The organism is Mesorhizobium sp. 131-2-1, from assembly GCF_016756535.1.
In the GTDB taxonomy this organism is placed as follows: Bacteria; Pseudomonadota; Alphaproteobacteria; order Rhizobiales; family Rhizobiaceae; genus Mesorhizobium.
In genome coordinates this window covers 591,935-615,854 of the sequence record NZ_AP023247.1, presented here as the reverse complement: position 1 = coordinate 615,854, position 23,920 = coordinate 591,935, and the positions used below count along the sequence as shown (strand labels likewise).

The 23,920-nt window shown below is 64.2% G+C and carries 27 protein-coding genes; 10 read left to right on the top strand and 17 right to left on the bottom strand.

All coding sequences use genetic code 11. From position 1 onward, the window contains the following. Positions 1–74: 74 nt before the first annotated feature. From ahcY to JG743_RS02850, 6 genes are all read right to left on the bottom strand, one after another. Complete coding sequence (gene ahcY, locus JG743_RS02875) at positions 75–1,475, bottom strand: adenosylhomocysteinase (protein ID WP_202298054.1); 1,401 nt, start codon at positions 1,473–1,475, stop codon at positions 75–77. 366 nt (positions 1,476–1,841) lie between these two features. Next, entirely contained in the window at positions 1,842–2,138 is a 297-nt protein-coding gene (locus tag JG743_RS02870; RefSeq protein WP_202298052.1) for an HPr family phosphocarrier protein, read from the bottom strand. Continuing rightward, a complete protein-coding gene (locus JG743_RS02865) occupies positions 2,135–2,536 on the bottom strand; it encodes a PTS sugar transporter subunit IIA (RefSeq protein WP_010912939.1) in 402 nt (133 codons plus the stop codon). The genes JG743_RS02870 and JG743_RS02865 overlap by 4 nt, the downstream gene beginning before the upstream one ends. Before the next feature lie 165 nt (positions 2,537–2,701). Next, a complete protein-coding gene (locus tag JG743_RS02860; RefSeq protein WP_202298050.1) occupies positions 2,702–3,163 on the bottom strand; it encodes an HPr kinase/phosphorylase in 462 nt (153 codons plus the stop codon). A gap of 14 nt (positions 3,164–3,177) precedes the next feature. After that, entirely contained in the window at positions 3,178–4,962 is a 1,785-nt protein-coding gene (locus JG743_RS02855) for a sensor histidine kinase (RefSeq protein WP_202298048.1), read from the bottom strand. Between the two features lie 78 nt (positions 4,963–5,040). After that, complete coding sequence (locus tag JG743_RS02850) at positions 5,041–5,742, bottom strand: response regulator transcription factor (RefSeq protein ID WP_126057113.1); 702 nt, start codon at positions 5,740–5,742, stop codon at positions 5,041–5,043. A gap of 341 nt (positions 5,743–6,083) precedes the next feature. On the opposite strand from JG743_RS02850, the gene JG743_RS02845 reads away from it, so the two are divergent. The 5 genes from JG743_RS02845 to JG743_RS02825 all read left to right on the top strand — a co-directional run bounded on the left by JG743_RS02845 (position 6,084) and on the right by JG743_RS02825 (position 11,482). Beyond that, a complete protein-coding gene (locus tag JG743_RS02845) occupies positions 6,084–7,694 on the top strand; it encodes a phosphoenolpyruvate carboxykinase (RefSeq protein ID WP_202298046.1) in 1,611 nt (536 codons plus the stop codon). Between the two features lie 81 nt (positions 7,695–7,775). Continuing rightward, positions 7,776–8,213 carry an alternative ribosome rescue aminoacyl-tRNA hydrolase ArfB gene (gene arfB, locus JG743_RS02840; RefSeq protein ID WP_202298044.1) on the top strand — a complete coding sequence of 146 codons (438 nt, stop codon included), beginning with the start codon at positions 7,776–7,778 and terminating at the stop codon, positions 8,211–8,213. Positions 8,214–8,313: 100 nt separating this feature from the next. Next, positions 8,314–8,934: an alpha-ketoglutarate-dependent dioxygenase AlkB family protein gene (locus tag JG743_RS02835; protein WP_202298042.1), complete on the top strand. Its 621-nt coding sequence runs from the start codon at positions 8,314–8,316 to the stop codon at positions 8,932–8,934. A 58-nt stretch (positions 8,935–8,992) separates the two neighbouring features. Then, positions 8,993–10,117, top strand: a complete 1,125-nt coding sequence (locus tag JG743_RS02830) for a phosphatase PAP2 family protein (protein WP_202298041.1) — start codon at positions 8,993–8,995, stop codon at positions 10,115–10,117. A 300-nt stretch (positions 10,118–10,417) separates the two neighbouring features. Beyond that, positions 10,418–11,482, top strand: coding sequence for a phosphatase PAP2 family protein (locus tag JG743_RS02825; protein ID WP_202298039.1), 1,065 nt, complete (start codon positions 10,418–10,420; stop codon positions 11,480–11,482). A 50-nt stretch (positions 11,483–11,532) separates the two neighbouring features. On the opposite strand, the gene coaA is transcribed toward JG743_RS02825, so the two are convergent. The 9 genes from coaA to hisB all read right to left on the bottom strand — a co-directional run bounded on the left by coaA (position 11,533) and on the right by hisB (position 17,306). Next, on the bottom strand, positions 11,533–12,492 hold the full coding sequence (coaA, locus tag JG743_RS02820; RefSeq protein ID WP_202298037.1) for a type I pantothenate kinase: 960 nt from the start codon (positions 12,490–12,492) through the stop codon (positions 11,533–11,535). Positions 12,493–12,575: 83 nt separating this feature from the next. Beyond that, on the bottom strand, positions 12,576–12,899 hold the full coding sequence (locus JG743_RS02815) for a phosphoribosyl-ATP diphosphatase (RefSeq protein ID WP_202298035.1): 324 nt from the start codon (positions 12,897–12,899) through the stop codon (positions 12,576–12,578). A 9-nt stretch (positions 12,900–12,908) separates the two neighbouring features. Then, positions 12,909–13,703: an imidazole glycerol phosphate synthase subunit HisF gene (gene hisF, locus JG743_RS02810; protein ID WP_202302408.1), complete on the bottom strand. Its 795-nt coding sequence runs from the start codon at positions 13,701–13,703 to the stop codon at positions 12,909–12,911. Further along, complete coding sequence (locus JG743_RS02805; protein ID WP_202298033.1) at positions 13,700–14,539, bottom strand: arginase family protein; 840 nt, start codon at positions 14,537–14,539, stop codon at positions 13,700–13,702. The genes hisF and JG743_RS02805 overlap by 4 nt, the downstream gene beginning before the upstream one ends. Further along, positions 14,536–15,282, bottom strand: coding sequence for a 1-(5-phosphoribosyl)-5-[(5-phosphoribosylamino)methylideneamino]imidazole-4-carboxamide isomerase (hisA, locus tag JG743_RS02800; RefSeq protein ID WP_202298031.1), 747 nt, complete (start codon positions 15,280–15,282; stop codon positions 14,536–14,538). Before hisA ends, JG743_RS02805 begins: the two co-directional genes overlap by 4 nt. A gap of 2 nt (positions 15,283–15,284) precedes the next feature. Then, positions 15,285–15,575: a DUF1330 domain-containing protein gene (locus JG743_RS02795; protein ID WP_202298029.1), complete on the bottom strand. Its 291-nt coding sequence runs from the start codon at positions 15,573–15,575 to the stop codon at positions 15,285–15,287. After that, complete coding sequence (gene hisH, locus JG743_RS02790) at positions 15,575–16,225, bottom strand: imidazole glycerol phosphate synthase subunit HisH (RefSeq protein ID WP_202298027.1); 651 nt, start codon at positions 16,223–16,225, stop codon at positions 15,575–15,577. The genes JG743_RS02795 and hisH overlap by 1 nt, the downstream gene beginning before the upstream one ends. A gap of 1 nt (position 16,226) precedes the next feature. Continuing rightward, a complete protein-coding gene (locus JG743_RS02785; protein WP_202298025.1) occupies positions 16,227–16,703 on the bottom strand; it encodes a DUF2628 domain-containing protein in 477 nt (158 codons plus the stop codon). A gap of 3 nt (positions 16,704–16,706) precedes the next feature. Beyond that, positions 16,707–17,306 (bottom strand): imidazoleglycerol-phosphate dehydratase HisB, encoded by a 600-nt coding sequence (gene hisB / locus JG743_RS02780; protein WP_202298023.1) that lies wholly within the window; start codon positions 17,304–17,306, stop codon positions 16,707–16,709. Between the two features lie 242 nt (positions 17,307–17,548). On the opposite strand from hisB, the gene hslV reads away from it, so the two are divergent. From hslV to JG743_RS02755, 5 genes are all read left to right on the top strand, one after another. Further along, on the top strand, positions 17,549–18,100 hold the full coding sequence (gene hslV, locus JG743_RS02775) for an ATP-dependent protease subunit HslV (RefSeq protein ID WP_202298021.1): 552 nt from the start codon (positions 17,549–17,551) through the stop codon (positions 18,098–18,100). A 49-nt stretch (positions 18,101–18,149) separates the two neighbouring features. Beyond that, positions 18,150–18,674, top strand: a complete 525-nt coding sequence (locus tag JG743_RS02770) for a GNAT family N-acetyltransferase (RefSeq protein WP_202302406.1) — start codon at positions 18,150–18,152, stop codon at positions 18,672–18,674. A 5-nt stretch (positions 18,675–18,679) separates the two neighbouring features. Continuing rightward, positions 18,680–19,288: a DUF2585 domain-containing protein gene (locus JG743_RS02765; protein ID WP_202298019.1), complete on the top strand. Its 609-nt coding sequence runs from the start codon at positions 18,680–18,682 to the stop codon at positions 19,286–19,288. Next, entirely contained in the window at positions 19,285–20,595 is a 1,311-nt protein-coding gene (gene hslU / locus JG743_RS02760; RefSeq protein WP_202298017.1) for an ATP-dependent protease ATPase subunit HslU, read from the top strand. The genes JG743_RS02765 and hslU overlap by 4 nt, the downstream gene beginning before the upstream one ends. Before the next feature lie 257 nt (positions 20,596–20,852). Beyond that, entirely contained in the window at positions 20,853–21,812 is a 960-nt protein-coding gene (locus JG743_RS02755; RefSeq protein ID WP_202298015.1) for a DUF1402 family protein, read from the top strand. A 20-nt stretch (positions 21,813–21,832) separates the two neighbouring features. Here the strand turns inward: JG743_RS02755 and JG743_RS02750 are convergent, their stop codons facing one another. Then, positions 21,833–22,639: a 3-methyl-2-oxobutanoate hydroxymethyltransferase gene (locus JG743_RS02750; RefSeq protein ID WP_202298013.1), complete on the bottom strand. Its 807-nt coding sequence runs from the start codon at positions 22,637–22,639 to the stop codon at positions 21,833–21,835. A 49-nt stretch (positions 22,640–22,688) separates the two neighbouring features. Then, a complete protein-coding gene (locus JG743_RS02745) occupies positions 22,689–23,918 on the bottom strand; it encodes an NAD(P)/FAD-dependent oxidoreductase (RefSeq protein ID WP_244673049.1) in 1,230 nt (409 codons plus the stop codon). Positions 23,919–23,920 lie beyond the last annotated feature (2 nt).

Sequence of the window (23,920 nt, the reverse complement as noted above, 5' to 3'; positions counted from 1 at the left end):
ATTCCGCGCAAAAATAAAGCCGGGCGAAAAGTCAATCGCCCGGCCTCAATATCTGGTGGTAACGTCTGTTTTGGTTAATAGCGGTAGTGTTCCGGCTTGAACGGCCCTTGCGGCGTCACGCCGATATAGGCGGCCTGTTCGCCGGACAGTTCGGTCAGGCGTGCGCCGAGCTTGCCGAGATGCAGGCGGGCGACCTTCTCGTCGAGATGCTTCGGCAGCACGTAGACCTGGTTCTGGTACTGGCCGTGCTTGCTGTAGAGCTCGATCTGCGCCAGCACCTGGTTGGTGAAGGACGCCGACATGACGAAGCTCGGATGGCCCGTGGCGTTGCCGAGATTGAGCAAGCGGCCCTCTGACAAAAGGATCATCCGCTTGCCGTCCGGGAAGGTGATCATGTCGACTTGCGGCTTGACGTTGGTCCATTTCAGGTTGCGCAGCGCCGCCACCTGGATCTCGTTGTCGAAGTGGCCGATGTTGCCGACGATCACCATGTCCTTCATCGACCGCATGTGGTCGAGGGTGACGACATCCTTGTTGCCGGTGGTGGTAATGACGATGTCGGCCGTCGGCGCGGCATCTTCCAGCGTGACCACCTCGAAGCCGTCCATCGCCGCCTGCAGCGCGCAGATCGGGTCGACCTCGGTGACCTTGACGCGAGCGCCGGCGCCCTTCAGCGAGGCCGACGAGCCCTTGCCGACGTCGCCATAGCCGCAGACGACGGCGACCTTGCCAGCCATCATCGTGTCGGTGCCGCGGCGGATGCCGTCGACCAGCGATTCCTTGCAGCCGTACTTGTTGTCGAATTTCGACTTGGTCACCGAGTCATTGACGTTGATCGCCGGGAACGGCAGCAGGCCCCTCTTCTGCAGCTGGTAGAGCCGGTTAACGCCGGTGGTCGTCTCCTCGGTGACGCCGCGGATCGCTTCCTTCTGCTTGGTGAAGAAGCCGGGCGATGCCTTCAGGCGCTTCTTGATCTGGGCGAACAGGATCTCTTCCTCCTCGCTGCCCGGATTGGACAGCACATCCTCGCCGGCCTCGGCGCGGGCGCCGATCAGGATGTACATGGTGGCGTCGCCGCCATCGTCGAGGATCATGTTGGAGGTGCCGCCATCGGCCCACTGGAAGATCTTGTCGGTGTATTCCCAATAGTCCTCGAGCGTCTCGCCCTTGATGGCGAACACCGGGATGCCGGCCTCGGCGATCGCCGCCGCGGCATGGTCCTGCGTCGAGAAGATGTTGCACGAGGCCCAGCGGATGTCGGCGCCCAGCGCCTTCAGCGTCTCGATCAGGACCGCGGTCTGGATCGTCATGTGCAGCGAGCCGGTGATGCGCGCGCCCTTGAGCGGCTTCTTGTCGCCGAACTCCTCGCGGCAGGCCATCAGGCCCGGCATCTCGGTTTCGGCGATCTCGATTTCCTTGCGGCCCCAGCCGGCAAGCGAAATGTCGGCGACCACATAGTCCTTGCTACCCGTCATGGCAGTGCTCCGGTGTGATTTGTCTATGGCACGCGCCGGCGCCAGACGGCGCATGGAAGGGCGCGAATTGCCGGCCTGACTAGCAGATCGGCATCCAAACGACAATGGGATATAAAGAAATCTTTATTCGTGCATGTCTTTGCCAATGCATGTCGCCCAAAAGTGCGCGGCGGTTTTGGGATAACGACATGCATAAGAACAACGTTCTAAAGTGCGTCGTATGAGGCCGTTTAGGCGCGACGCGCTTTAGAGCAAAACCAGGAAAGTGCGAATCAGCTTTCCGTCCGGAATTGCGCAGGAAAAAGAACCCGGAGAGGGTCGGCGACCCCATCAGACGCTCTCAGCATATCTCCGACAAAGACGCCGTCAGCATTCCTCGCCGAAGCGCGAGGCCACCAGTTGCTCCAGCGCATCGAGCGCCTGCAGAGCTTGCGGTCCGCTGGCGGTGACGCGGATCGAATAGCCCGGGCTCGCCGCCAGCATCATCAGGCCCATGATCGAGGTGCCGCCGACCTGGACGCCGTCCTTTTCGACATGGATCGCGGCGTCGAAGCTGCTCGCCACCTGGACGAATTTCGCCGACGCGCGCGCATGCAGGCCGCGCTGGTTGACGATCGGAAAATCCCGCACGACGTGGTCTTGTTCCGGCGACAGCGCGTTCATTTGCTGCTCAGGAGCTGGCTGGCGACGTTGATGTATTTGCGTCCTGCCGCCTGCGCCTCGTCGAGCGCGGCGGCCATGTTGTCGCCTTTGCGGATCGAGGAAAGCTTGATCAGCATCGGCAGGTTCATGCCGGCGATGACCTCGGTGCGGCCGGACTCCATCACCGAAATGGCAAGGTTGGACGGCGTGCCGCCGAACATGTCGGTGAGCACGATCACGCCGGCGCCGGTGTCGACGCGCGCCACGGCGTCGACGATGTCGCGGCGGCGCTGCTCCATATCGTCATCGGCGCCGATCGCCACGGTTTCGAAATTGTCTTGTGGCCCGACGACATGTTCCACGGCATGTCGGAACTCCGTGGCCAGCTGACCGTGCGTCACGAGCACGAGTCCGATCATTCTTTGGTGGCTCCCGTCATCGCCGCTTCACAGGCGTATTTTATGCTCGCCAGCCATTCCAGGCGGCGGGAGCGCTATCTTGTCGACGCGCGGCGCGTTGACAAGCCCAAAATTGCGCAGGCCTGGGCCATTTTGACGCATTGCAGCAAAAAAGCCGAAGCGGAATCACAAAAAAGGCGCGATAGAGAGCCGCGCCATGACGGCCGGCAAGGCGGTGGCGGCGTTGCGCTCGGCAAGGTCGACGCGCGGCACCAGGCAGCCCGCGACCGGTTCGCGGATTTCCTCCTGGAAACGGGCCATTTCCGCTGGCGGCACCAGCCGCACATTGAGGTCGATCACCCCGCCCGGCTCGAACGGCAGCGGGCGTGGGATGAACCCCGGCACCTCGGCGAGGCCGGCGATCGTCGCCGGCACGCGGCAGACCAGCCGCCCGCCATGAGTCATGGCAAGCAGCCTGTCGTCGCCGATCAGCCGCGAAAACAGCCCCCGCGCGCGGCAATGGTCGATCAGCGTCAGCGCCAGCGTCGTCTTGCCGGCGCCGGACGGTCCGGTGATGAGGACGCCCCGCTCGCCGATCAGGATTGCGGTTCCATGGATGTTTTCAGGCTTTACGGCAGGTTCGGGCATGACCACGTCGCCGATCAACCTTCGGCCGGCAGCGTCACCACGAAGCGCGCGCCCTTGATCTCGCCGGGCTTGGTGCCGGGAATGTTCTCGGCCGTCAGCGTGCCGCCATGCGCCTCGACGATCTGGCGGCTGATGGACAGGCCAAGCCCCGAATTCTGGCCGAAAGCCTCGCCGGCCGGCCGGTCGGTGTAGAAGCGCTCGAAGATGCGGTCGATGTTGTCGGCCCGGATGCCCGGCCCGTTGTCGTCGACGGTGACGATGTTGAGCTTGCCGGCGCGCGCCAGCGAGACGGTGATGTGGCCATGCTCGTCGGGAACGAAGGAGCGGGCATTCTCGATCAGGTTGGTGATCACCTGGCCAATCCTCAGGTCATGGCCGACGACGAAATAGCCTTTGACGCCTTGCGGCAGCTTGGCCACCTTGAGCTCGATCTCGACCGCCTTCTTGTTGCGCGTCGTTTCGCGCGAAACCGCGATGAGGTCGGTGACGAAGGTCTTCAGGTCGACCGTTCCCGCATCCTCGCGCGCCAGCTCGGCGTCGAGGCGCGACGCGTCGGAAATATCGGTGATCAGCCGATCGAGGCGGCGGACATCGTGCTGGATGATCTCCATCAGCCGCGCGCGCGAATTCTCGTTCTTCGCCAAGGGCAGCGTCTCCACGGCGCTGCGCAGCGACGTCAGCGGGTTCTTCAGCTCATGCGAGACGTCGGCGGCGAAGCTTTCGATCGCCTCGATCCGGGCATAGAGCGCGTTGGTCATGTCGCGGACAGCGATCGACAGGTTGCCGATCTCGTCCTGGCGGTCGGAGAAATCGGGGATCTCCTCGCGGTTCTTCACCCCACGCCGCACCCTGACCGCGGCGGCGGAAAGCCGGCGCAGTGGATTGGCGATGGTCGAGGCGAGCAGCATCGACAGGATGGCGGTGACAAGCGCGGCGATGCCGAAGACGCGCAGGATCGCCTTGCGCTCGGCGGCGACGATCTTGTCGATGTCGCCGCCTTCGGTCGACAGCATCAGCACGCCGAGCACGGCGCGGAAACGCTGGATCGGCACCGCGACGGAGACGATCTGCTCGCCCTGCTCGCTTACGCGCACGATGGTCGAGGGGCTGCCGGTCAGCGCCTTGACCACTTCCGGAAACGCCGCGCCGTTGCCGCCCGGCTGTTCGTGATAGACCGGCAGGTCCTTGTTGCGGAAAAAGTCGAAGACGAATTTCTGGATGCGCTCCAGGAGGTCGGGCGCTTCCTCGTCGACCGGCGGCAGGTCGTAGCGCAGGATCTGGCCGCGCGAATAGAGATGGCGCGAATCGAGCAGCAGATTGGCGTCGCGGTCGTAGATGCGGGCGCGTGTGCGCGTCGGCGAGATCAGTCGCCGCAGCACCGGGGCGACGCGTTCGGGATTGATCGGGAAATCGAGGTTGTCGAGCTGGTCGGAGCCGGGGCCAAGGCTCTCGCCCGCCTGCAGCTCGAGCAGCTTTTCCGGATCGATGCTGATCGAATCGGTCTCCACCGTCGCCGACGCAGCGATTGCGCCGGCGATGATCTCGCCCTGCGTCATCAGGCTTTCGACGCGGGCGTCGATCAGCCCGTCGCGGAATGTGTTGAGGTAGAGGATGCCGGTGACCAGCACCGCCAGGCCGGCAAGGTTGAGGAACAGGATGCGCCGGGTCAGGCTGGAAAAGATGTGATGGCCGAGGAAGCGGCGCATCGGCACCGTGATCCTAGACAGGAATGCCGGCAGCATCCTGGACGGCCGCCTGACGGTGCCCGCCCTTCTGTTCCGCTCTACGTCGACTGCCATCGAATAGCAGCTCCCGGCCTGTTCCTGTGCATGTCGTTGACCAAAACCGCCGTACACTTTTGGGCGGCATGCATCAACTTACGCTTCGCGGAACCGGTATCCGACTCCGTAAAGGGTTTCGATCATCTCGAAGTCGTCGTCGACGGCCTTGAACTTCTTGCGCAGCCGCTTGATGTGGCTGTCGATGGTACGGTCGTCGACATAGACCTGCTCATCATAGGCCGAATCCATCAGCGCATCACGGCTTTTTACCACGCCGGGGCGCTGCGCAAGCGAATGCAGGATCAGGAATTCGGTGACCGTCAGCGTCACCGGCTCGCCCTTCCAGGTGCAGGTATGCCGCTCCTGGTCCATGACCAGCTGGCCGCGCTCCAGCGAGCGCGCCTGCTGGCTGGGCTGCTTGGCCGCCGCCTCGCGGGCGCTGGTGCGGCGCAGCACCGCGCGCACCCGCTCGACCAGCAGGCGCTGCGAGAACGGTTTGCGGATGAAGTCGTCGGCGCCCATCTTGAGGCCGAAAAGCTCGTCGATCTCGTCGTCCTTCGAGGTTAGGAAGATCACCGGCAGGTCGGATTTCTGGCGCATCCGGCGCAAGAGCTCCATGCCGTCCATGCGCGGCATCTTGATGTCGAGGATAGCGAGATTCGGCGGCCGCGCCGCCAGGCCTTCCAGCGCAGACGCACCATCCGTGTAGGTTTCGACGCGATAGCCCTCGGACTCGAGGGCGATCGACACCGACGTCAGAATGTTGCGGTCGTCGTCGACAAGCGCGATTGTTGCCATTTCAAGTGGCTCCCTCATGAGCTGTCCCTTCTTTCGTCGAGAAGGGGCTTGTGCAGGACAAATTAGGTACAAAATGTGGCATAGGCTTCGCGCAGTGTCACGCACAGCGTGCCGGCGGCCACATTCACACCCCTACGCGGATTGGACGAACAATGATTGCCAATCCTTTGGGCAACCACCGTGATTTTTTGCACATATAAACGATTTAAACAACTTTCAAATTTTTTAAATCGATTAATGATTTGATATCATTCGCCTTTTCTGGTTCTGAGCCTCTCAGTCCCTTCCCGGACGCCGGAAATCCACCGGTCAGACGCGGCAAATCCAGAGAGGAGCATTTGATGTCGGAAGCCGGCAAACGCAACCCCGCCTGCGCGATCGATGCGATCGGCCTGAAGACCACGGGCACGGTGCGCTATAATTTCGGCGCGGCCGCGCTATACGAGGAGGCGATGCGCCGCGGCGAGGCGAGGCTGACCGCGCACGGCGCCCTCGTTGCCGAGACAGGCCAGCATACGGGGCGCTCGCCGAAGGACAAATTCGTCGTCCGCGACCAGAACACCGAGCCGCATGTCTGGTGGGACAACAACAAGGCGATGTCGCCGGCTCAGTTCGAGGCGCTGCTTGCCGATTTCCGCGCCCATGCCGCGCACAAGGACCTCTACGTCCAGGATCTGGTCGGCGGCGCCGACGCGGACCTGAAGCTGCCGACCAGGGTCGTCACCGAATTCGCCTGGCATTCGCTGTTCATCCGCAATCTGCTGATCCGGCCCGAACCGTCGGAACTCGAGCATTTCGTACCGGCGATGACGATCATCGACCTGCCTTCCTTCCGCGCCGATCCGGCCCGCCACGGCACCCGCACCGAGACGGTGATCGCCGTCGATCTGACGCGCATGATCGTGCTGATCGGCGGCACCTCCTATGCCGGCGAGATGAAGAAGTCAGTGTTCACCGCGCTCAACTACCTGTTGCCGGCGAAGGGCGTGATGCCGATGCACTGCTCGGCCAATGAAGGTCCGGCCGGCGACGCGGCCGTGTTCTTCGGCCTCTCGGGAACCGGCAAGACGACGCTGTCGGCCGATCCCTCGCGCACGCTGATCGGCGACGACGAGCATGGCTGGGGGCCGCACGGCATCTTCAATTTCGAGGGCGGCTGCTATGCCAAGACGATCAGGCTCTCGGCCGAGGCCGAGCCGGAAATCTTCGCCACCACGCAGCGCTTCGGCACCGTGCTGGAAAATGTCGTGCTCGGCGCCGACCGCGTGCCGGATTTCGACGACGGCACCCTGACCGAGAACACGCGCTGCGCCTATCCGCTCGACTACATTCCCAATGCCTCGAGGACCGGGCGCGCCAGCCATCCCAGGAACATCATCATGCTGACCGCCGACGCCTTCGGCGTGATGCCGCCGATCGCCAGGCTGACGCCGGCGCAGGCGATGTACCACTTCCTCTCCGGCTATACGGCCAAGGTCGCCGGCACCGAAAAGGGCGTCACCGAGCCGGAAGCGACCTTCTCGACCTGCTTTGGCGCACCCTTCATGCCCCGCCACCCGTCCGAATACGGCAACCTGCTGCGCGAGTTGATTGCCCGCCACGGCGCCGACTGCTGGCTGGTCAACACCGGCTGGACCGGCGGCGCCTATGGCACCGGCCGCCGCATGCCGATCAAGGTGACGCGAGCGCTGCTCGCCGCCGCCCTCGACGGTTCGCTGAAAACGGCCGATTTCCGCACCGATGCCAATTTCGGCTTCGCGGTGCCGGTAGCGGTCGCCGGCGTCGACCCGGCAATTCTCGATCCGCGCTCGACCTGGGCCGACAAGCCGGCCTATGACCGGCAGGCGGCCAGGCTGGTCGGCATGTTCGCCGCCAATTTCGAGAAGTTCGAAGAGCATGTCGACGCGACCGTCATGGGTGCTGCCCCGCGCCTCCAGGAGGCGGCCGAATAGCGTCGGGCACATTGCCGCCGTCAAAGGCCCGGCTTCGGCCGGGCCTTTTCTTTTTTGCGTCGCCGCGTCATGACTGCGCGCATGGCAAGCGACGACGACATCTTCATAACCGGCGAAGCCGTTATCCATCCCGGTGACCTGCACGAGGACTTCATCCGCTCCTCGGGCCCGGGCGGCCAGAACGTCAACAAGGTGGCCACCGCCGTGCAGTTGCGTTTCGACGCGGCGAATGCGGCCGGCCTGTCCGAGCGCGTGCGCGAACGCACCATCAAGCTCGCCGGCCAGCGCGCCACCAAGGACGGCGTCGTCGTCATCGAAGCCGGCCGCTTCCGCACCCAGGAGCAGAACCGTGCCGATGCGCGGGCGCGGCTGACGGCGCTTGTCGCCAAGGCGGCCGAGCCGCCGCCGCCGCCGCGCAAGAAGACCAGGCCCTCGAAAGGCGCCGTCGAGCGGCGCCTCAAGACCAAAGCCGGGCGTTCCACTGTGAAGAAGCTGCGCGGCCGGGTGGACAACGACTGAGGTCGAGCCGGCGCGGAAACCGCGATAGCCGCTTTCGGGTCGCCGTCTTTCCCCATTGATGGCATGCTCGGGCGCGTTAACCGGATCGAACGGAAATCCCATGCTCGTTCTGCCCAACGGCGTGCGCCATATGCCGGGCTATCTGCCTCGCCCTGTGCAGGAGGCGCTGGTCGAAGAGATCAGGAAAGTCGTGCACGCCGCTCCGCTGTTCGTGCCGGCCATGCCGCGCACCGGCAAGGAGATGAGCGTGCGCATGACCAATTGCGGCCCGCTCGGCTGGGTCACCGACAGGGAGCACGGCTATCGCTACCAGCCGACCCACCCCGCGTCCGGCTTGCCCTGGCCGCCGATCCCCGATGCGCTGCTGCAATTGTGGCGGGAGGTGGCGGCCTATCCGCATCCGCCGGAAGCCTGCCTGGTCAATTTCTATTCGAGCGAGGCCAAGATGGGCCTGCACCAGGACCGCGACGAGCAGGACTTTTCCGCACCCGTCGTCTCGGTGTCGCTGGGCGACGATTGCCTGTTCCGGGTCGGCCAGACGACGCGCGATGGCGGCACCAAGTCATTTCGGCTGAAAAGCGGCGACGTCGTCGTGCTCGGCGGCGAGGGCCGCCTCTGCTTCCACGGCGTCGACCGCATTTACCCGTCGACCTCGGCCCTGCTGAAGAATGGCGGCCGCATCAATCTGACGTTGCGGCGAGTGACGATGCCCGCGTGCTAACCGATTCTACAGATTTTTCTCGTACAGACGCCAAGGCATTGCCGTCGGGGTCGGGACGATGAAAGATATCAGTTTGGCCTTCTATAAGTTGCCGATGATATTGAGGGCGGCGGCCCCAGTCGTTCGCAGGGATTCGGCCCTCTATCTGTGCATAGTGATCTATACTTTGGCCGGCTTGGTGTTTCTCAACGCGATCGGCGCCGCCGACCTGGAGGCATACTCGATATATTTCGGGCGATGGACCTTTCTGAACTGCCTGATATTGCCCACTTTTGCCATCCTTATCGACTTCCTTGTGATTGTGCGTCGCTTTGATTCCCGGCGTCGCCTTGCGGCAAGACGGATCTTTTCCACATCGCGGTTGGCGTATTCGTTCTCGGGCCTGTGCCTCCTCATGGCGCTCATGATCTTCCAGGGCACATTCACCTCGGTGAAAAACGGCATGCCAATCTGGCAGGGGGGTTTTCCATTCGACGTGGCGCAAGCCAACATCGACGCTTTCCTGCATTTTGGCACCGATCCGTGGCGCTGGCTTTACGCGGTGGCCGAAAATGATCTGGTTCGCGCCGTCGTCGAATGGAATTACAACGTTTTCTGGTTCCTGCTGAATTTCGGCGCCCTGTTCTTTGTCGCGACGTCACCCATGGCGGCATCGGTTCGAACGCGCTATCTGGCCTGCTTCATGGCGGTCTGGATCATCGTCGGCAACGTGCTGGCCGCCCTGTTCCTGTCCGCTGGTCCGGCATTTTACGGCGCGGTGACGGGCGACGTGGCCCGGTTCGGCGAACAGCTGGCGTTCCTGGCCCATGGCGCTGTATCGCGCAATTCCGCTGTTACCTATCAGCAGTATCTATGGTCGCTGCACGAGGCCAGGCAGGCGGGCTTCGCTTCGGGCATATCGGCGTTTCCCAGCGTGCATGTCGGCCTGGCAATGCTCAACGCGCTGTTCCTGCGCGAGTACGACCGCCGTCTTGGTGCGCTGGCGCTCCTCTATGTCGCCTTTGTCGCGGTCAGCTCGGTTTATCTGGCCTGGCACTATGCGATCGACGGCTATGTCAGCGCCGCCGTCACGCTCGTCGTCTATGCCGTTGCGCGCAAACTGATCCCCGCCGATCCCCGGCCGGCGCCGGATATGCAGACCGCCACCGTCAATCGGCCCGAGGCGGTCGTCACCGCTTCTTGACGCTTGCGAGACGTGCCGCCGCGGCCAGCCATGGCGAAAGGTTTCGGCCGTCTATCCGCAAGAGGCCAAGATGACTCCCCTCGGGATGGTGGCGAGGATAGTTCCTCACTTTGCAGATACATAAAATTAGAAGCTTCTGAACAAGCGCGGCCATAGCTGGAGCCGGCATTTTCACTTTCGAACTTACTATTCTTTAAAAGACACCATGTCATACCGAGGCCAACAATTTCTCGAGGTCCCGTCCTCTCCATGTCTTCTACCGAAATAGGGCAGCATTTCTTGCGGACAGCCCGGTTTCCGGTGTGGCTCTGGCAAGAGAAACGCCGCAATGCGGCGCTCTATGGGACGATCGTCCTATTCGTCCTTGTCACTCTGCTGATCGCGACGATCAGGGGTGATTCAATCCTGCAGCATGTCCTGGAGTATGGCAGCCGCCTCTGGCAATCCTTTCTGATGTTGAGTTCGGCCATAGTCGCTTGGGTTTGTTTACGTGCGCTCCTGCAGGCTCGCCACCAGTCCCCGGTCAGCTTCGCGGTGGCGAACCTGAAAGCCTTGCTCCTGTCGAGCATGCTTGCGCGCTATCTCTACGGCAGCGCCATACTGGCCCTCTTCATGGGGGCCTTCCTCTACAACAAGACGATGATCCCGGTTGTCGCTCCCTTCCAGTGGGACGAAACCTTCGCCCGCTGGGATTCCGCTCTCCTGGGCGGCTATCAACCTTGGCAAATCCTCCAGCCGATGGTCGGCATGCCGTGGATCACCCTTGTGTTCGACGTTACGTATACCTTGTGGGTGCCGATGGTCTTCCTGTTCTGGGCGGGCCTGCTCGCCAGCCCGCGGGTCCCGGAAGCGGTCCGCGTCCGCTACTGGCGGGCGACCGTCGCCTCCTGGATCCTGATCGGCCTGGTCATGGCGACCATCTTTTCCTCGGCCGGGCCCTGCTACTTCGCTGACGTCGTGCCGGGAACAGCCTCGCCCTATGCCGATCTCATGAGCTACCTTGACGACGTCGCCGCCAGCTATCCGCTGTCGTCAAACCTGACCAGGGATTTCCTCTGGCAGGTCTATACCGGCCAGGTCGACCTGCCCGGCGGCATTTCGGCCATGCCCAGCATGCACAACGCGCAGGCGGCGCTGTTTGTGGTCGTTGCATACTCCATCGATCGCAGGTTCGGTCATGTCATGCTGGCCTTCGGCGCCTTGATCTTTTTCGGCTCGATCCACCTCGGGTGGCACTACGCGGTGGATGGAATCGTCGCCATTCCGGCGGCGCTCGCCATCTGGTGGGCCTGCGGAAAGTCAATACAGGTGAAACGACCACGCTTCCTGGAGAGCCGGTCGAAAGATCCTCTGGAACCCGCCTGACTTTCGGAGCCTGGCAAGAAGAACGGCGAGCACGCTCGCAGCGAGGCGGATCACAGCTTCCGCAGCGCCACTTCCTCGACCAGGTGGTTGGCGCCCTTGCGCAGGATCAGATCGGCCCGCGCCCGCGTCGGCAGGATGTTCTCGCGCAGGTTCTTCAGGTTGATGTTGGTCCACAGGCCTTCGGCGATGGCGCGCGCGGCGTCCTCCGACAGCTGCGAATAGCGGTGGAAGAAGGAGTCCGGATTGCGGAAGGCGGTTTCGCGCAGCCGCATGAAGCGCTGGATGTACCACTGATGGATCAGCTCCTCGTCGGCATCGATATAGATGGCGAAGTCGAAGAAGTCCGACAGGAAAGGCACGATCTTGCCGTCCTTCGGCAATTTGCCCGGCTGCAGCACGTTGATGCCTTCGAAGATCAATATGTCCGGCCGGTCGATGGTGACGAACTCGCCGGGGATGACGTCATAGGTCAGGTGGGAATAGACCGGTGCGCGGACATTGCGCTGCGCCGATTTGATGCCCGACAGGAACCTGAGCAGCGCGCCGACATCGTAGCTGTCTGGAAAGCCCTTGCGCTCCATCAGATTGTCGCGCCGCAGGATCTCGTTCGGCAGAAGGAAGCCGTCGGTTGTGATGAGATCGACCTTCGGGCTCGACGGCCAGCGCGCCAGCAATTCCTTCAAGACGCGCGCCGTGGTCGATTTGCCGACCGCGACCGAGCCGGCGATGCCGATGATGAACGGCGTCTTGACCACGTCCTGCGCGTTGAAGAAGGCCTGGCGCTGCCGGAATAGGAGCTGGCTTGCCTCGACATGCGCCGAAAGCAGGCGGGAAAGCGACAGATAGATGCGCTTGACCTCTTCGAGGTCGACCGGGTCGTTCAGCGACCGCAGGCGGTTGATCTCGTCCTCGGTCAGCGTCAGCGGGGTGTCGGCGCGGAACCGTGACCATTGCTCGGCCGAGAAGAAACGATAGGGGGAGTATTTCTCGGTAGGAGCAAGCTGATCCATCGAGTTTCCTGCCCTCCTAGAGCATGACGCCGAAAAGTGTGAAGCGGTTTTCGGGCGACATCATGCTCTATCCGTCTCTCCGGTCAGCCCTTCGGCCGCGACGCCTTTTCGGCAACGCCCGAGCGGCCGGTGCGGCCCTCGAGTTCCTTCAGCACCTCGTCCAGCGGCACGCCGGCGATGCCGAGAACGACCAGCCAATGATACATAAGATCGGCGCTTTCCGAAACGAGGCTCTGCCTGTCGCCGCGGACGGCGGCGATCACCGTCTCGACGGCTTCCTCGCCGAGCTTCTGCGCCGCCTTGTCGATGCCCTTGGCAAACAGCTTCGCCGTCCACGAGTCCGGATCGCCGGAATGGGCGCGCTCCTTAATGGTTCTTTCCAGGTCGGACAGCGAAAACTCAGTCATTTTCGCCGTTTAAGCCCGTTGAACCGGCGAGTCCAGCCGCATCGGCAACCCGGCCCTGGCCATATGCGCCTTGGCTTCGGCAATTGTATACGTGCCGAAATGGAAGATCGAGGCGGCAAGCACGGCGCCCGCATGGCCGTCGCGGATACCTTCCACCAGGTGGTCGAGCGTACCGACGCCGCCGGAGGCGATGACCGGCGCGCGCACCGCGTCGGCGATCGCGCGTGTCAAAGCGATGTCGTAGCCTGCCTTGGTGCCGTCGCGGTCCATCGATGTCAGAAGGATCTCACCGGCGCCGCGATCGACCATCTTTCGCGCGAACTCGACGGCGTCGATGCCGGTCTTCTCGCGCCCGCCATGGGTGAAGATCTCCCAGCGGTCTACCTCGCCGGCGGACGACACCTTCTTGGCGTCGATGGCGACGACGATGCACTGGTTGCCGAACTTGTCGGCCGCCTCGGCGACGAAATCCGGGTTCTTCACCGCCGCGGTGTTGATCGACACCTTGTCGGCGCCGGCCAGCAGCAGCTTCCTGATGTCCGCCACCTGACGCACGCCGCCGCCGACGGTGAGCGGCATGAAGCACTGCTCCGCCGTGCGGGCGACGACGTCGAAGATCGTCTCGCGGTTGTCTGATGAAGCGGTGATGTCGAGGAAGCAGAGCTCGTCGGCGCCGGCCGCGTCATAGGCCTTGGCCGCCTCGACCGGATCGCCGGCATCGACGAGGTCGACGAAGTTGACGCCCTTGACGACACGACCGTTCTTGACGTCGAGGCAAGGAATGACGCGGGCCTTCAGCATCAGCTTCTCTCCATCGTCGCGAGCAGCTCGACCAGCAATTCGCCGACCAGCGGCGGCACCTCGCCCTTGGCATCGAAGGCCGGATCATAGGCCGAGATGGTGAGGCCGGCGATGGGCAGTGCGCCGACCATGCCGCACATCGCCTGCCGCACCTGCTTGGGTCCCGGACCGTCGGGCGTGGCGAAGCGGTTGGCCTGCAATTCCTCCGGGTCGTGAACGTCGAGGTCGATGTGCATATGGACCCGTCCGGCGCCGGCCGCCTTCAGTCTCTCCGCCGCGCCGGCCCAGTCCGGGCATTCGGCCCGGATGACCGGGAGTTTTTCCAGCTGCTCGCTTTCCGCAACGTCGAGGTCGCGTGCATTGACGAGCACCGAGCGGGCCGGATCAATCGCCTTGAAGCCGGGAATTTGCGCCGTCATCGGCCGCCAGCAAAGGCCGAGCACCGTCGCCAGCGCCATGCCGTCGAGAAATCCGGATGTCGAGGTGTCCGGCGTGTTGATATCGCCATGCTGGTCGGCCCAGATGATGGCGTCGGCGCCTTCGCCCGCCACCGCGCCGGCGCTGGTCAGGCAATTGCCGGCGAGCACGATGGGGAACCGTTCGTTGTCGAGCGCGATGCGAACCTCGCCGGAAACGGCGTTGCAGACGGCGAAGCCGGTAGCGATCTCCCGTGCCCGCTCGTCGTCGCTTACCCTGCCGATGTCGTGCACGTCGATGTCATGGCCGGCCAGCTTGAGCGCCTCGGCAAGGCCACCGGCCATCAGCGCGTCCGGACCCTGGCCGCAGCCGCCGTGATAGTGGCCGCTGTCGTAGGACGCCAGGATGATCGAGACCTTCAAGGCCTTGCCTCCATCCTCTCGCCGCGCAGGACGGCCAACGCCTCCGCGGGGTCGATGCGGCCGTCATAGAGCGCCCGGCCGGAAATCGCGCCTTCGAGCCGCTGCGCGTCCGGCATGGTCATGCGCACGATGTCGGCGATCGAGGCCAGGCCGCCCGAGGCGATCACCGGAATGGACACCGCCTCGGCGAGGTCGATGGTGGCGTCCCAGTTGATGCCGGTCAGCACGCCGTCGCGGTCGATGTCGGTGTAGATGATGGCGGCCACGCCCGCGCCTTCGAATTTCTTGGCCAGCTCGACGACGCCGAGGCTGGACGCTTCGGCCCAGCCCTCGACCGCCACCTTGCCGCCCTTGGCGTCGATGCCGACGGCGACCTTGCCCGGGAAGGTCTTGCAGGCCTGCCTGACGAGATCGGGATCGCGCACCGCCACCGTGCCGAGGATGACGCGCGCCAGGCCCCGGTCGAGCCAGTCCTCGATCTGCTCCAGCGTGCGGATGCCGCCGCCGAGCTGCACCGGGTTCTTCGTCGCCTTGAGGATGGCGCCGACCGCCGCGCTGTTGACGCTCTGGCCCTTGAAGGCGCCGTTGAGGTCGACGACATGCAGCCACTCGAAGCCTTGCTGTTCAAAGGCTTTTGCCTGGGCCGCCGGGTCATCGTTGTAGATGGTCGCCGTTGCCATGTCGCCGTGCTTCAACCGCACGCATTTGCCGTCCTTGAGATCGATGGCGGGAAACAGGATCATGGTCAGGCGCCCTCGACGATGGCGAAATGTCCGGTGGAAGCCGCCCGCCGATGCTTGAGCGCCGACTGATAGGCCTCCGATCGATAGCAGCTCAGCGCAGTCTCATAGGAGTCGAACTCCACCACCACATGTCTGCCAAAATCCGAGCCCTCGGGGTTCGTGACTTGTCCGCCACGCACGAGATAGCTGCCTCCGAAACTGGAAATGGCGTCGCCGATGGCGTCGCGATAGCGCTCGTAGCCCTGCGGATCGGTAACGGTGAGCATGACGACCCAGTAGCCCTTCTTGCTCATCAAGGCCTCCAGCGCAGGAAATTGGTGATCAGCGCGAGGCCGAGCGCCTGGCTCTTCTCGGGGTGGAATTGCGTGCCGACGAGGTTGTCGCGGGCGACGGCGGCCGTGACCGGCCCGCCATAATCGGCGACGGCCAGCACCTGGTCCGGCTTGCTGGCCTCCAGATGATAGGAATGGACGAAATAGGCGTGCAACCCGTCGGCGCCGGTCGCGATGCCCGAGAATACCGGGTGATCGCGCTTGAGCTCGATCGTGTTCCAGCCGATCTGCGGGATCTTCAGCGCCGGGTCGGCTGGCGCGATCTCCTTGATGTCGCCCGCGATCCAGCCGAAGCCCCTGGTGACGGTCTTTTCCAGCCCGCGTTCCGACATTAGCTGCATGCCGACGCAGATGCCGAGAAATGGCCGCCCCTTGGCGATCGCCACCTCTTCCACTGCTTCCCACATGCCGGCGACGGCCTTGAGGCCGGCGGCGCAGTCGGCATAGGCGCCGACGCCAGGCAGCACGATGCGGTCGGCGGTGCGGACGCGCTCGGCGTCCGCGGTGAGCTCGATTGTCGCGGCAACGCCCGCCTCGCGCGCGGCGCGCTCGAAGGCCTTGGTGGCCGAGCGCAGATTGCCCGAGCCATAGTCGATGATCGCAACCCGCATGTCAGGGCCTTCCCGGCGTGTGGGTCAGCCCCAGCGCCATGCCGGTCTGCGCCGGTCGGGCGAGGGCGGCGTCCGGCACGATGCGCGGCGCGGGCACCTGCTCGTCTGGCTGCGCGTCAGTCTCCAGCGCATGACGCGTCTCGGCGCCGTCCAGCCTGTCGGCCTCGACAACGCCCCATTCGCGCCAGCCGCGGCGGCGCAGCGCCGCGATGCGCAGGCCTTGGCCCTCCAGCCCGACATAGAGCGAGACCAGCAGCGACAGAGCCGAGCCGGCCCAGGCAAGCCCGAGCTTCTCGCCGAGCATCGACAGGATGGCCATGACGACAAAGGTCAGCGCCGCCTCGATCCACAGCCGGTGCCAGGCGAGCCACAGCGGTGAGGCCAGGAAGCCGAGCCAGGTGAAGCCGTCGCGGACGAAGGTCGTCTCATCGGCTTTTCTGGTGCCCGCCGGCGGCTCCATCACGACATAGATGGCCATCGCCTACCCTTTCAGAGATCCCTTGGTGGACGGCACGGCGTCCGGCTGGCGCGGGTCGCGCTCGAGCGCGGAACGCAGCGCCCGCGCCACCGCCTTGAAGCAGGTCTCGGCGATATGGTGGTTGTTGGCGCCGTAGTGGTTGGTAACATGCAGGGTGATGCCGGCGTTCTGCGCCAGCGCCTGGAAGAATTCGCGCACCAGCTCGGTGTCGAACGTGCCGATCTTGGGCGACGAGAAGGTCACGTTCCAGACCAGGAACGGCCGGCCCGAGACGTCGATCGCTGCCCTGGTCAGCGTCTCATCCATCGCAAGGTCGATCGAGGCATAGCGCATGATGCCGCGCCGCTCGCCCAGCGCCTTGGCCAGCGCCTGGCCGAGTGCGATGCCGGTATCCTCGACCGTGTGGTGGTCGTCTATGTGCAGATCGCCCTTGGCCTTCACCGTCATGTCGATCAGCGAATGGCGCGACAGCTGGTCGAGCATATGATCGAAGAAGCCGACCCCCGTCGAAATGTCCGACTTGCCGGAACCGTCGACATGGACCGACACCGAAATGTCGGTTTCCTTGGTCTTGCGGCTGGCTTCGGCGGAACGCGTCGGCATGATCAATTCCTTGTCCAGAGCATTGCGGCGTGCGGCAGCGCGCAGGCAGCAAACGCCCATATGCTTGAAAACGAGAGCCTTCTAGCAGCATGATCCAGCGATTGCCAGTTGCCATTCCCATGCGGTATCGGGCTGGCCGGCATGTGGTTTGCAATCGCCCACCCCATGCATACATATGGCCGATCAAAATCACTCGTACCGTGCCAATCGCCTTATTGGGATGGCGCGAATCGGAGCAGAAAATGTCGAATGAACTGACCATGCACGCCACGACGATCGTGACAGTGCGCAAGGGCAGCAAGGTTGTGATCGCCGGCGACGGCCAGGTCAGCCTTGGCCAGACCATCATGAAGGGCAATGCCAGGAAAGTGCGCCGCATCGGCACGGGCGGCAACGTCATTGCCGGGTTTGCCGGCGCCACCGCCGATGCCTTCACGCTTCTGGAGCGCCTCGAAGCCAAGCTCGAGCAATATCCCGACCAGCTGACTCGCGCCTGCGTCGAGCTCGCCAAGGACTGGCGCACCGATCGTTATCTGCGCCGGCTGGAAGCCATGATGCTGGTGGCCGACAAATCGGTCTCGCTGGCCCTGACCGGCACCGGTGACGTGCTCGAACCCGAACATGGCGTCATGGCCATCGGCTCCGGCGGCAACTACGCGCTGGCGGCTGCCCGCGCACTGATGGACACCGACAAGGACGCCGAGGAGATCGCCCGCAAGGCGATGCAGATCGCCGCCGACATCTGCGTCTACACCAACAGCAACTTCGTCATCGAAACGCTCGATGCCGCCTGAGGCGGCCGACCATGATCCCAAAAGTGGGAACCGGTTTTTGGACAAGATCATGGTCGACCAGGAAAACAGCTACGATTTCCGGCCGGTTGTGGAAAAGGACCTGCCGATGATCGCCGGCTGGCTGGCCGCGCCGCATGTCGCCGAATGGTGGGACGATCCGGAAAAGGAGATCGCCGAGATCCGCGAGCACATCGACTCGGTTTCGGTCGAGCCGCTGATCGTCGAGCTCGACGGCCGGCCGATCGCCTACCTACAGAGCTACGATCCGCATCTGGAGGACGATCACCCCTATGCCGACCAGCCGTTCGGCACGCTTGGCATCGACCTGTCGATCGGCCCGGCGGAGCTGGTCGGCGTCGGCCATGGTTCGGCCATCGTGCGGCAGTTCGTCGAGCAGCTTTTCGAGGAAGGGGCGCCGCGCGTCATCATCGATCCGCATCCGGACAATGGCCGGGCAATCCGCGCCTATGAGAAGGCGGGTTTCAGGCCGATCGGCCGCAGGCAATCGCAATATGGGGACGTCGTGCTGATGGCCGTCGATGCGGCCGAAGGCGACATGGAAGAGGGGGACTGAAGCAGATGAACGCATCCGGCGAGGACAGGACGCTTTCGGCCTATGAGGACAGCTGGCGCATGGGGCTTCTGCTCGTGCTGGCCCTGCTCATCTTCCAGGCCGGCGTCCTCTACGGCATGGGCCATCCGCCGATCTGCACCTGCGGCTATGTCAAGCTGTGGCACGGCGTGGTGCAGAGCTCGGAGAACTCCCAGCACATTTCGGACTGGTACACGCCATCGCACATCATCCATGGCTTCCTGTTCTACGCGCTGGCACGGTTCCTCTTCCCGCGTTCGCCGATCGGGCTGAGGCTCGCCTTTGCCGTCCTCATCGAGGGCGGCTGGGAGCTTCTGGAGAACAGCCCCTTCATCATCGAGCGCTACCGCGCCGGCACCATTTCGCTCGACTATTACGGCGACTCGATCATCAACTCGGTGTCGGACACCCTGGCCATGGTGCTGGGATTTGTGATGGCGCGAAAGCTTCCTATATGGGTGGTCGTTGCCCTGGCCCTCATCTTCGAGCTCGGCACGGGCTACATCATCCGGGACAATCTGACGCTCAACGTGATCATGCTGCTGCATCCGTTCGAGTCCATCAAGCAGTGGCAAAGTGGAATTTTAGTGACATGAGCACCTTCTCTCCCCGCGAAATCGTTTCGGAACTCGACCGCTTCATCATCGGCCAGAAGGACGCCAAGCGCGCCGTGGCGATTGCCCTGCGCAACCGCTGGCGCCGCCAGCAGCTGCAAGGCCAGATGCGCGAAGAGGTGATGCCGAAGAACATCCTGATGATCGGCCCGACCGGCGTCGGCAAGACCGAGATCTCGCGCCGCCTGGCCCGCCTCGCCGGCGCCCCCTTCGTCAAGGTCGAGGCGACCAAGTTCACCGAGGTCGGCTATGTCGGCCGCGACGTCGAGCAGATCGTGCGCGACCTCGTCGAGGTCGCCATCGGCCTGGCGCGCGAGAAGATGCGCGAGGACGTCGCCGCGCGCGCCCAGATCAATGCCGAGGAACGCGTGCTGGAAGCCCTCGTCGGCAAGACGGCGAGCCCGGCCACGCGCGATAGCTTCCGCAAGAAGCTGCGCGACGGCGAGCTGGACGACAAGGAGATTGACATCGAGGTGGCCGACACCGGCACCGGCGGCATGCCCGGCTTCGAGATCCCTGGCATGCCGGGCGGCAATATCGGCGTGCTCAACATCAACGACATGCTGTCGAAGGCGATGGGCGGCCGCAAGACCAAGAGCCGCAAGACCACGGTGCGCGATTCCTACGCGCTGCTGGTCAATGATGAGTCCGACAAATTGCTCGACCAGGACGAGGTGATACGGCGAGCGCTCGACGCGACGGAAAATGACGGCATCGTCTTCCTCGACGAGATCGACAAGATCGCGGCCCGAAGCGACATTTCGGGCGGGCCTTCGCGCGAGGGCGTGCAGCGCGACCTGCTGCCGCTGGTCGAGGGCACGACGGTGGCGACGAAATACGGCCCGGTGAAGACCGACCACATCCTGTTCATCGCCTCGGGCGCCTTCCATGTGTCGAAGCCGTCCGACCTTTTGCCGGAACTGCAGGGCCGCCTGCCGATCCGTGTCGAGCTGCGAGCGCTGGAGAAGGAGGACTTCGTCCGCATCCTGACCGAGACCGAGGCGAGCCTGATCAAGCAGTATGTCGCGCTGATGAAGACCGAAGGCGTCGAGCTGGCTTTCACCGACGACGCTATCGATTCGCTGGCCGGCATCGCCGTCGATCTCAACGCCAGCGTCGAGAATATCGGCGCAAGACGCCTGCAGACGGTGATGGAGCGGGTGCTGGACGAGATCTCCTACGACGCACCGGACCGCAACGGCACGACCGTCACCATCGACGCCGCCTATGTGCAAAAGCATGTCGGCGACCTCTCGAGGAACACGGATTTGTCCAGATTCATCCTGTAAGGATAGCGCTGGGCAAGGCCTCGGCTTCGGGCGGGCAAGGCATGGCGGGCAAGGTGTGGCCAAATGGAAGCATCTGGCCAGCTTTCGCCCTGGCGGGAGGTGGGCTTCTCTCGACTCTCCCACCGGCTTTACCTAGTTTGCCCGGCGACTCGGGCAGGCCCAAACGGTCGAGCGGCTTGGGCACGCATGGAAGACAACAACTTAAGGCGCATTGCGGGATCGTTCCGACCGCGATGCGCTTTAGCGGGCGGCGGCGCATGAAAAAAAGGCTTCTTCTCCTTCTCGGCCTGGCTATGGCGGCAGCTGTGGCCGTGGCCGACGCGCAGACCCTGGTGCCGCCGGGGAACCGCAACGCCGTCCAGCCCGACATCCCCGGCGCCTCCAGCCGGCGGACGCAAGCCACCAACACCACCTTCCAGGCCAAATACCGCAAGGTCTACGCGCTCTTGCAGAGCGACGCCGATCTGCGCGCCAAGATCAGGAAGGAGGCCGCCGCCTATGGCATCGACCCGATCCACATCGTCGGCGCCATCGTCGGCGAGCACACCTACAATGTCGACGCCTACGACCGACTGCAGACCTACTACGTCAAGGCGATCTCCTATCTGTCGAGCAAGCTCTCCTTCGCCTATGACGGCGAGGACATCAGCGATTTCGTTGCGCGGCCCGAATTCAGGAAATGCGCCGGCATGACCGACAGCTACGACCTCTGGGAATGCCGCGAACAGGTCTGGAACCATTCCTTCCGCGGCAAGAGCGTCGGCGGCGAAAGCTTCCCCGACGACCGCTTCGGCGCCACCTTCTTCCAGCCCTATTATGCCGGCCAGACCTTCGGCCTCGGCCAGCTCAATCCGCTGACCGCGCTGCAGATGGGCGATCTCGTGCACAAGGTCTCCGGCCTGCCGAAGCTCGACGTCGGCGATCCGAACACGGTCTACAAGACCATTATGGACCCGGACCTGACGCTGGCTTACGTCGCGGCGACGATCAGGACGTCGATCGATGCCTATAGGAGCATCGCCGGCTTCGACATTTCGGACAATCCCGGCCTCACGGCGACGCTCTACAATGTCGGCAATCCCGAGCAGCGCGCCTTTGCGCTGAAGGCCGAGAACGAGAAGCGCCGCGCCGCCGGCGAGCCGGAAAAACTGCCCGAGGAAAACTATTACGGCTGGCTGGTCAACGATAAGCTGGATGAGCTTAAGGCGCTGTTCTAGCCGCCTCGGGTTCGGACCCTTTAGCCTTCTGCTTCGAGAAATGCCTCGAACTTGCGCAATTCTTGCGCGTCCACCTCGACCATGTGGCGCGGTTCCGGATAGGCCCCGGACTGGATATCGGCGGCATATTCGCGGAAGGCGGCGATGCGCTCGTTCTGGATGCGGTCGAACTCCGCCGCGAGGTCGCGGTAGCGCTTGGCGTGGCGCGGATAGCGGCCGCGATTGGTGCCAAGCACGTCTTCCGAGAACAGATACTGGGCGTCGCAGCCGGCGCCGGCGCCCATCGAGATCATGATCAGCGGCGTGCGCCGCGAGATCGCGCTCGCCACTTCGGCCGGCACCACCTCGATCTCGGCGGCGAAGGCGCCGGCCGCCTCGAGGTCCTTGACCTGCTTCCAGACGAAAGTGGCGCTCTCCGCGGTCTTGCCAACTGCCTTGAAGCCGCCGGTCCAGGTCGAATGCGCCGGGATCAGGCCGACATGGCCGCAGACCGGGATGTGCTCGTCGCGCAGCCGGCGGATCGTCTGCAGGCTGGCCGAGCAGTACATCGCATCGGCGCTCGCCGCGCGCAGCTTCACCGCCGTGCGCAGGATCTCGTCGGTGGTGGCGCCCATCTTCGCCTGCTCGTCGCCCGGAATGGCGAAGCAGGTCGGCGCGGCGTCGCGGAAACGCGGGTCGAAGATCAGGTCATAGGTAACCGAGATGATGTCGATGCCGGCGCGTTCGGCGGCTTCCGCTTCTTCCAGCGAGAAGACGCGCAGCTTGGACAGCTGACGCTTGCCCTTCAATGCTTGCAGGTCGGCGACCGTCGGTCTGTTGCGTGCCATTTCTTGATCCCCCTCATGCCCACGAGATGCCGGCATCTTCCCCTATGCTTCACGCCGCCAACAGCGATTTGAGCTTGATCGTTTGCGAGCCGAGCGCCTCGCGCGCCGGCGCCGCGCGCTTGGCGATCAGCATTTCCGCCAGACGGATATCGCGCGCCACCGCATTGCCCGGACCGATGCCGCTCGCCGCCACCAGCCGTCCATCGTCCGCCAGGTGGAACAGGATGAAGGCGCCGTCGTCGAGGTCGCGGCGCACCATGCTCTTGCCCTCGTCGGAAAGTCCGGCGATCTGCAGCGTGAGCCCGTACTGATCCGACCAGAACCAGGGCACGGCGGCATGCACCTCGCCGGCGCCCAGCATGTTCTTCGCCGCCAGCGCGCCCTGCTCCTGCGCATTACGCCAGGCCTCCAGCCGCACCCGGCGGCCGCCATAGACGGCAAGCGGGAACGAGCAGCAATCGCCGGCGGCGAAGATGTCGGGGTCGGCGGTCCGCAGCTCGGCATCGACCGCGATGCCATTGTCGATCGTAAGCCCCGCCTCCGCCGCAAGTACGGTCACCGGCACGGCGCCGATGCCGATCACGGCAAGGTCGGCGACGATCTGCCGTCCGCCAGCAAGCGTGATGCGCACCTCGGCACCGTTATCGGCGATCGCTTCGATGCCCTGGCCGGCGAGGATGGTCACGCCTTCGGCCTCATGCGCCGCGTGGATCACCGCGGCGATCTCGGCCGGCACGCCGCGCATCAGGATGCGCGGCTGCGCCTCGATGACCGTGACCGTGGCGCCGAGCTTGCGCGACGAAGCGGCAAGCTCCAGCCCGATGAAACCGCCACCGATGATGGCGACGCGGTTTCTTGGATTGAGATGCGCGCGGATGGCCAGCGCGTCGTTGAAGGTCCGAAGATAGACACAGCGTTCGCCCAGCCCCGGCATCGGCAGCTTGCGCGGCAGCGAGCCGGTCGCCAGCAACAGCTTGTCGTAGGGCAGCGAAGAATCGTCCGACAGGCGCACGAGATGCGCGGCGCGGTCGATCGTCACGGCGCGCACCGAACGGATGTGCTGAATCGAGCGTTCGGCCAGAAGCTCCTCGCTGGTGATCGCCTTGATTGCCGGCGCCTCGCCGGTCATCGCCTCCTTCGACAGCGGCGGCCGCTCATAGGGCAGGTGCGGCTCGTCGCCGATCAGTGTCACCGCGCCCTCGAAGCCGAGGTCGCGCAAGGCGAGCGCGGCGCGCCCGCCGCATTCGCCGGCGCCGATGACGACCATTCCCCTGGACATCG

Excerpts from the sequence above, each read along its gene's own strand:
- JG743_RS02835 (WP_202298042.1), top strand. The coding sequence starts at position 8,314 with ATGCTCGTTCTGCCCAACGGCGTGCGCCATATGCCGGGCTATCTGCCT.
- JG743_RS02870 (WP_202298052.1), bottom strand. The coding sequence starts at position 2,138 with ATGAACGCGCTGTCGCCGGAACAAGACCACGTCGTGCGGGATTTTCCG.
- JG743_RS02860 (WP_202298050.1), bottom strand. The coding sequence starts at position 3,163 with ATGCCCGAACCTGCCGTAAAGCCTGAAAACATCCATGGAACCGCAATC.
- hisA (WP_202298031.1), bottom strand. The coding sequence starts at position 15,282 with ATGATCCTGTTTCCCGCCATCGATCTCAAGGACGGCAAATGCGTGCGG.
- hisH (WP_202298027.1), bottom strand. The coding sequence starts at position 16,225 with ATGCGGGTTGCGATCATCGACTATGGCTCGGGCAATCTGCGCTCGGCC.
- ahcY (WP_202298054.1), bottom strand. The coding sequence starts at position 1,475 with ATGACGGGTAGCAAGGACTATGTGGTCGCCGACATTTCGCTTGCCGGC.
- JG743_RS02755 (WP_202298015.1), top strand. The coding sequence starts at position 20,853 with ATGAAAAAAAGGCTTCTTCTCCTTCTCGGCCTGGCTATGGCGGCAGCT.
- arfB (WP_202298044.1), top strand. The coding sequence starts at position 7,776 with ATGGCAAGCGACGACGACATCTTCATAACCGGCGAAGCCGTTATCCAT.
- JG743_RS02850 (WP_126057113.1), bottom strand. The coding sequence starts at position 5,742 with ATGGCAACAATCGCGCTTGTCGACGACGACCGCAACATTCTGACGTCG.
- JG743_RS02750 (WP_202298013.1), bottom strand. The coding sequence starts at position 22,639 with ATGGCACGCAACAGACCGACGGTCGCCGACCTGCAAGCATTGAAGGGC.
- JG743_RS02770 (WP_202302406.1), top strand. The coding sequence starts at position 18,150 with ATGGTCGACCAGGAAAACAGCTACGATTTCCGGCCGGTTGTGGAAAAG.
- hslV (WP_202298021.1), top strand. The coding sequence starts at position 17,549 with ATGTCGAATGAACTGACCATGCACGCCACGACGATCGTGACAGTGCGC.
- JG743_RS02830 (WP_202298041.1), top strand. The coding sequence starts at position 8,993 with ATGAAAGATATCAGTTTGGCCTTCTATAAGTTGCCGATGATATTGAGG.
- JG743_RS02745 (WP_244673049.1), bottom strand. The coding sequence starts at position 23,918 with ATGTCCAGGGGAATGGTCGTCATCGGCGCCGGCGAATGCGGCGGGCGC.
- JG743_RS02765 (WP_202298019.1), top strand. The coding sequence starts at position 18,680 with ATGAACGCATCCGGCGAGGACAGGACGCTTTCGGCCTATGAGGACAGC.
- hslU (WP_202298017.1), top strand. The coding sequence starts at position 19,285 with ATGAGCACCTTCTCTCCCCGCGAAATCGTTTCGGAACTCGACCGCTTC.
- JG743_RS02785 (WP_202298025.1), bottom strand. The coding sequence starts at position 16,703 with ATGGCCATCTATGTCGTGATGGAGCCGCCGGCGGGCACCAGAAAAGCC.
- JG743_RS02795 (WP_202298029.1), bottom strand. The coding sequence starts at position 15,575 with ATGAGCAAGAAGGGCTACTGGGTCGTCATGCTCACCGTTACCGATCCG.
- JG743_RS02855 (WP_202298048.1), bottom strand. The coding sequence starts at position 4,962 with ATGGCAGTCGACGTAGAGCGGAACAGAAGGGCGGGCACCGTCAGGCGG.
- hisB (WP_202298023.1), bottom strand. The coding sequence starts at position 17,306 with ATGCCGACGCGTTCCGCCGAAGCCAGCCGCAAGACCAAGGAAACCGAC.
- JG743_RS02865 (WP_010912939.1), bottom strand. The coding sequence starts at position 2,536 with ATGATCGGACTCGTGCTCGTGACGCACGGTCAGCTGGCCACGGAGTTC.
- JG743_RS02815 (WP_202298035.1), bottom strand. The coding sequence starts at position 12,899 with ATGACTGAGTTTTCGCTGTCCGACCTGGAAAGAACCATTAAGGAGCGC.
- coaA (WP_202298037.1), bottom strand. The coding sequence starts at position 12,492 with ATGGATCAGCTTGCTCCTACCGAGAAATACTCCCCCTATCGTTTCTTC.
- JG743_RS02845 (WP_202298046.1), top strand. The coding sequence starts at position 6,084 with ATGTCGGAAGCCGGCAAACGCAACCCCGCCTGCGCGATCGATGCGATC.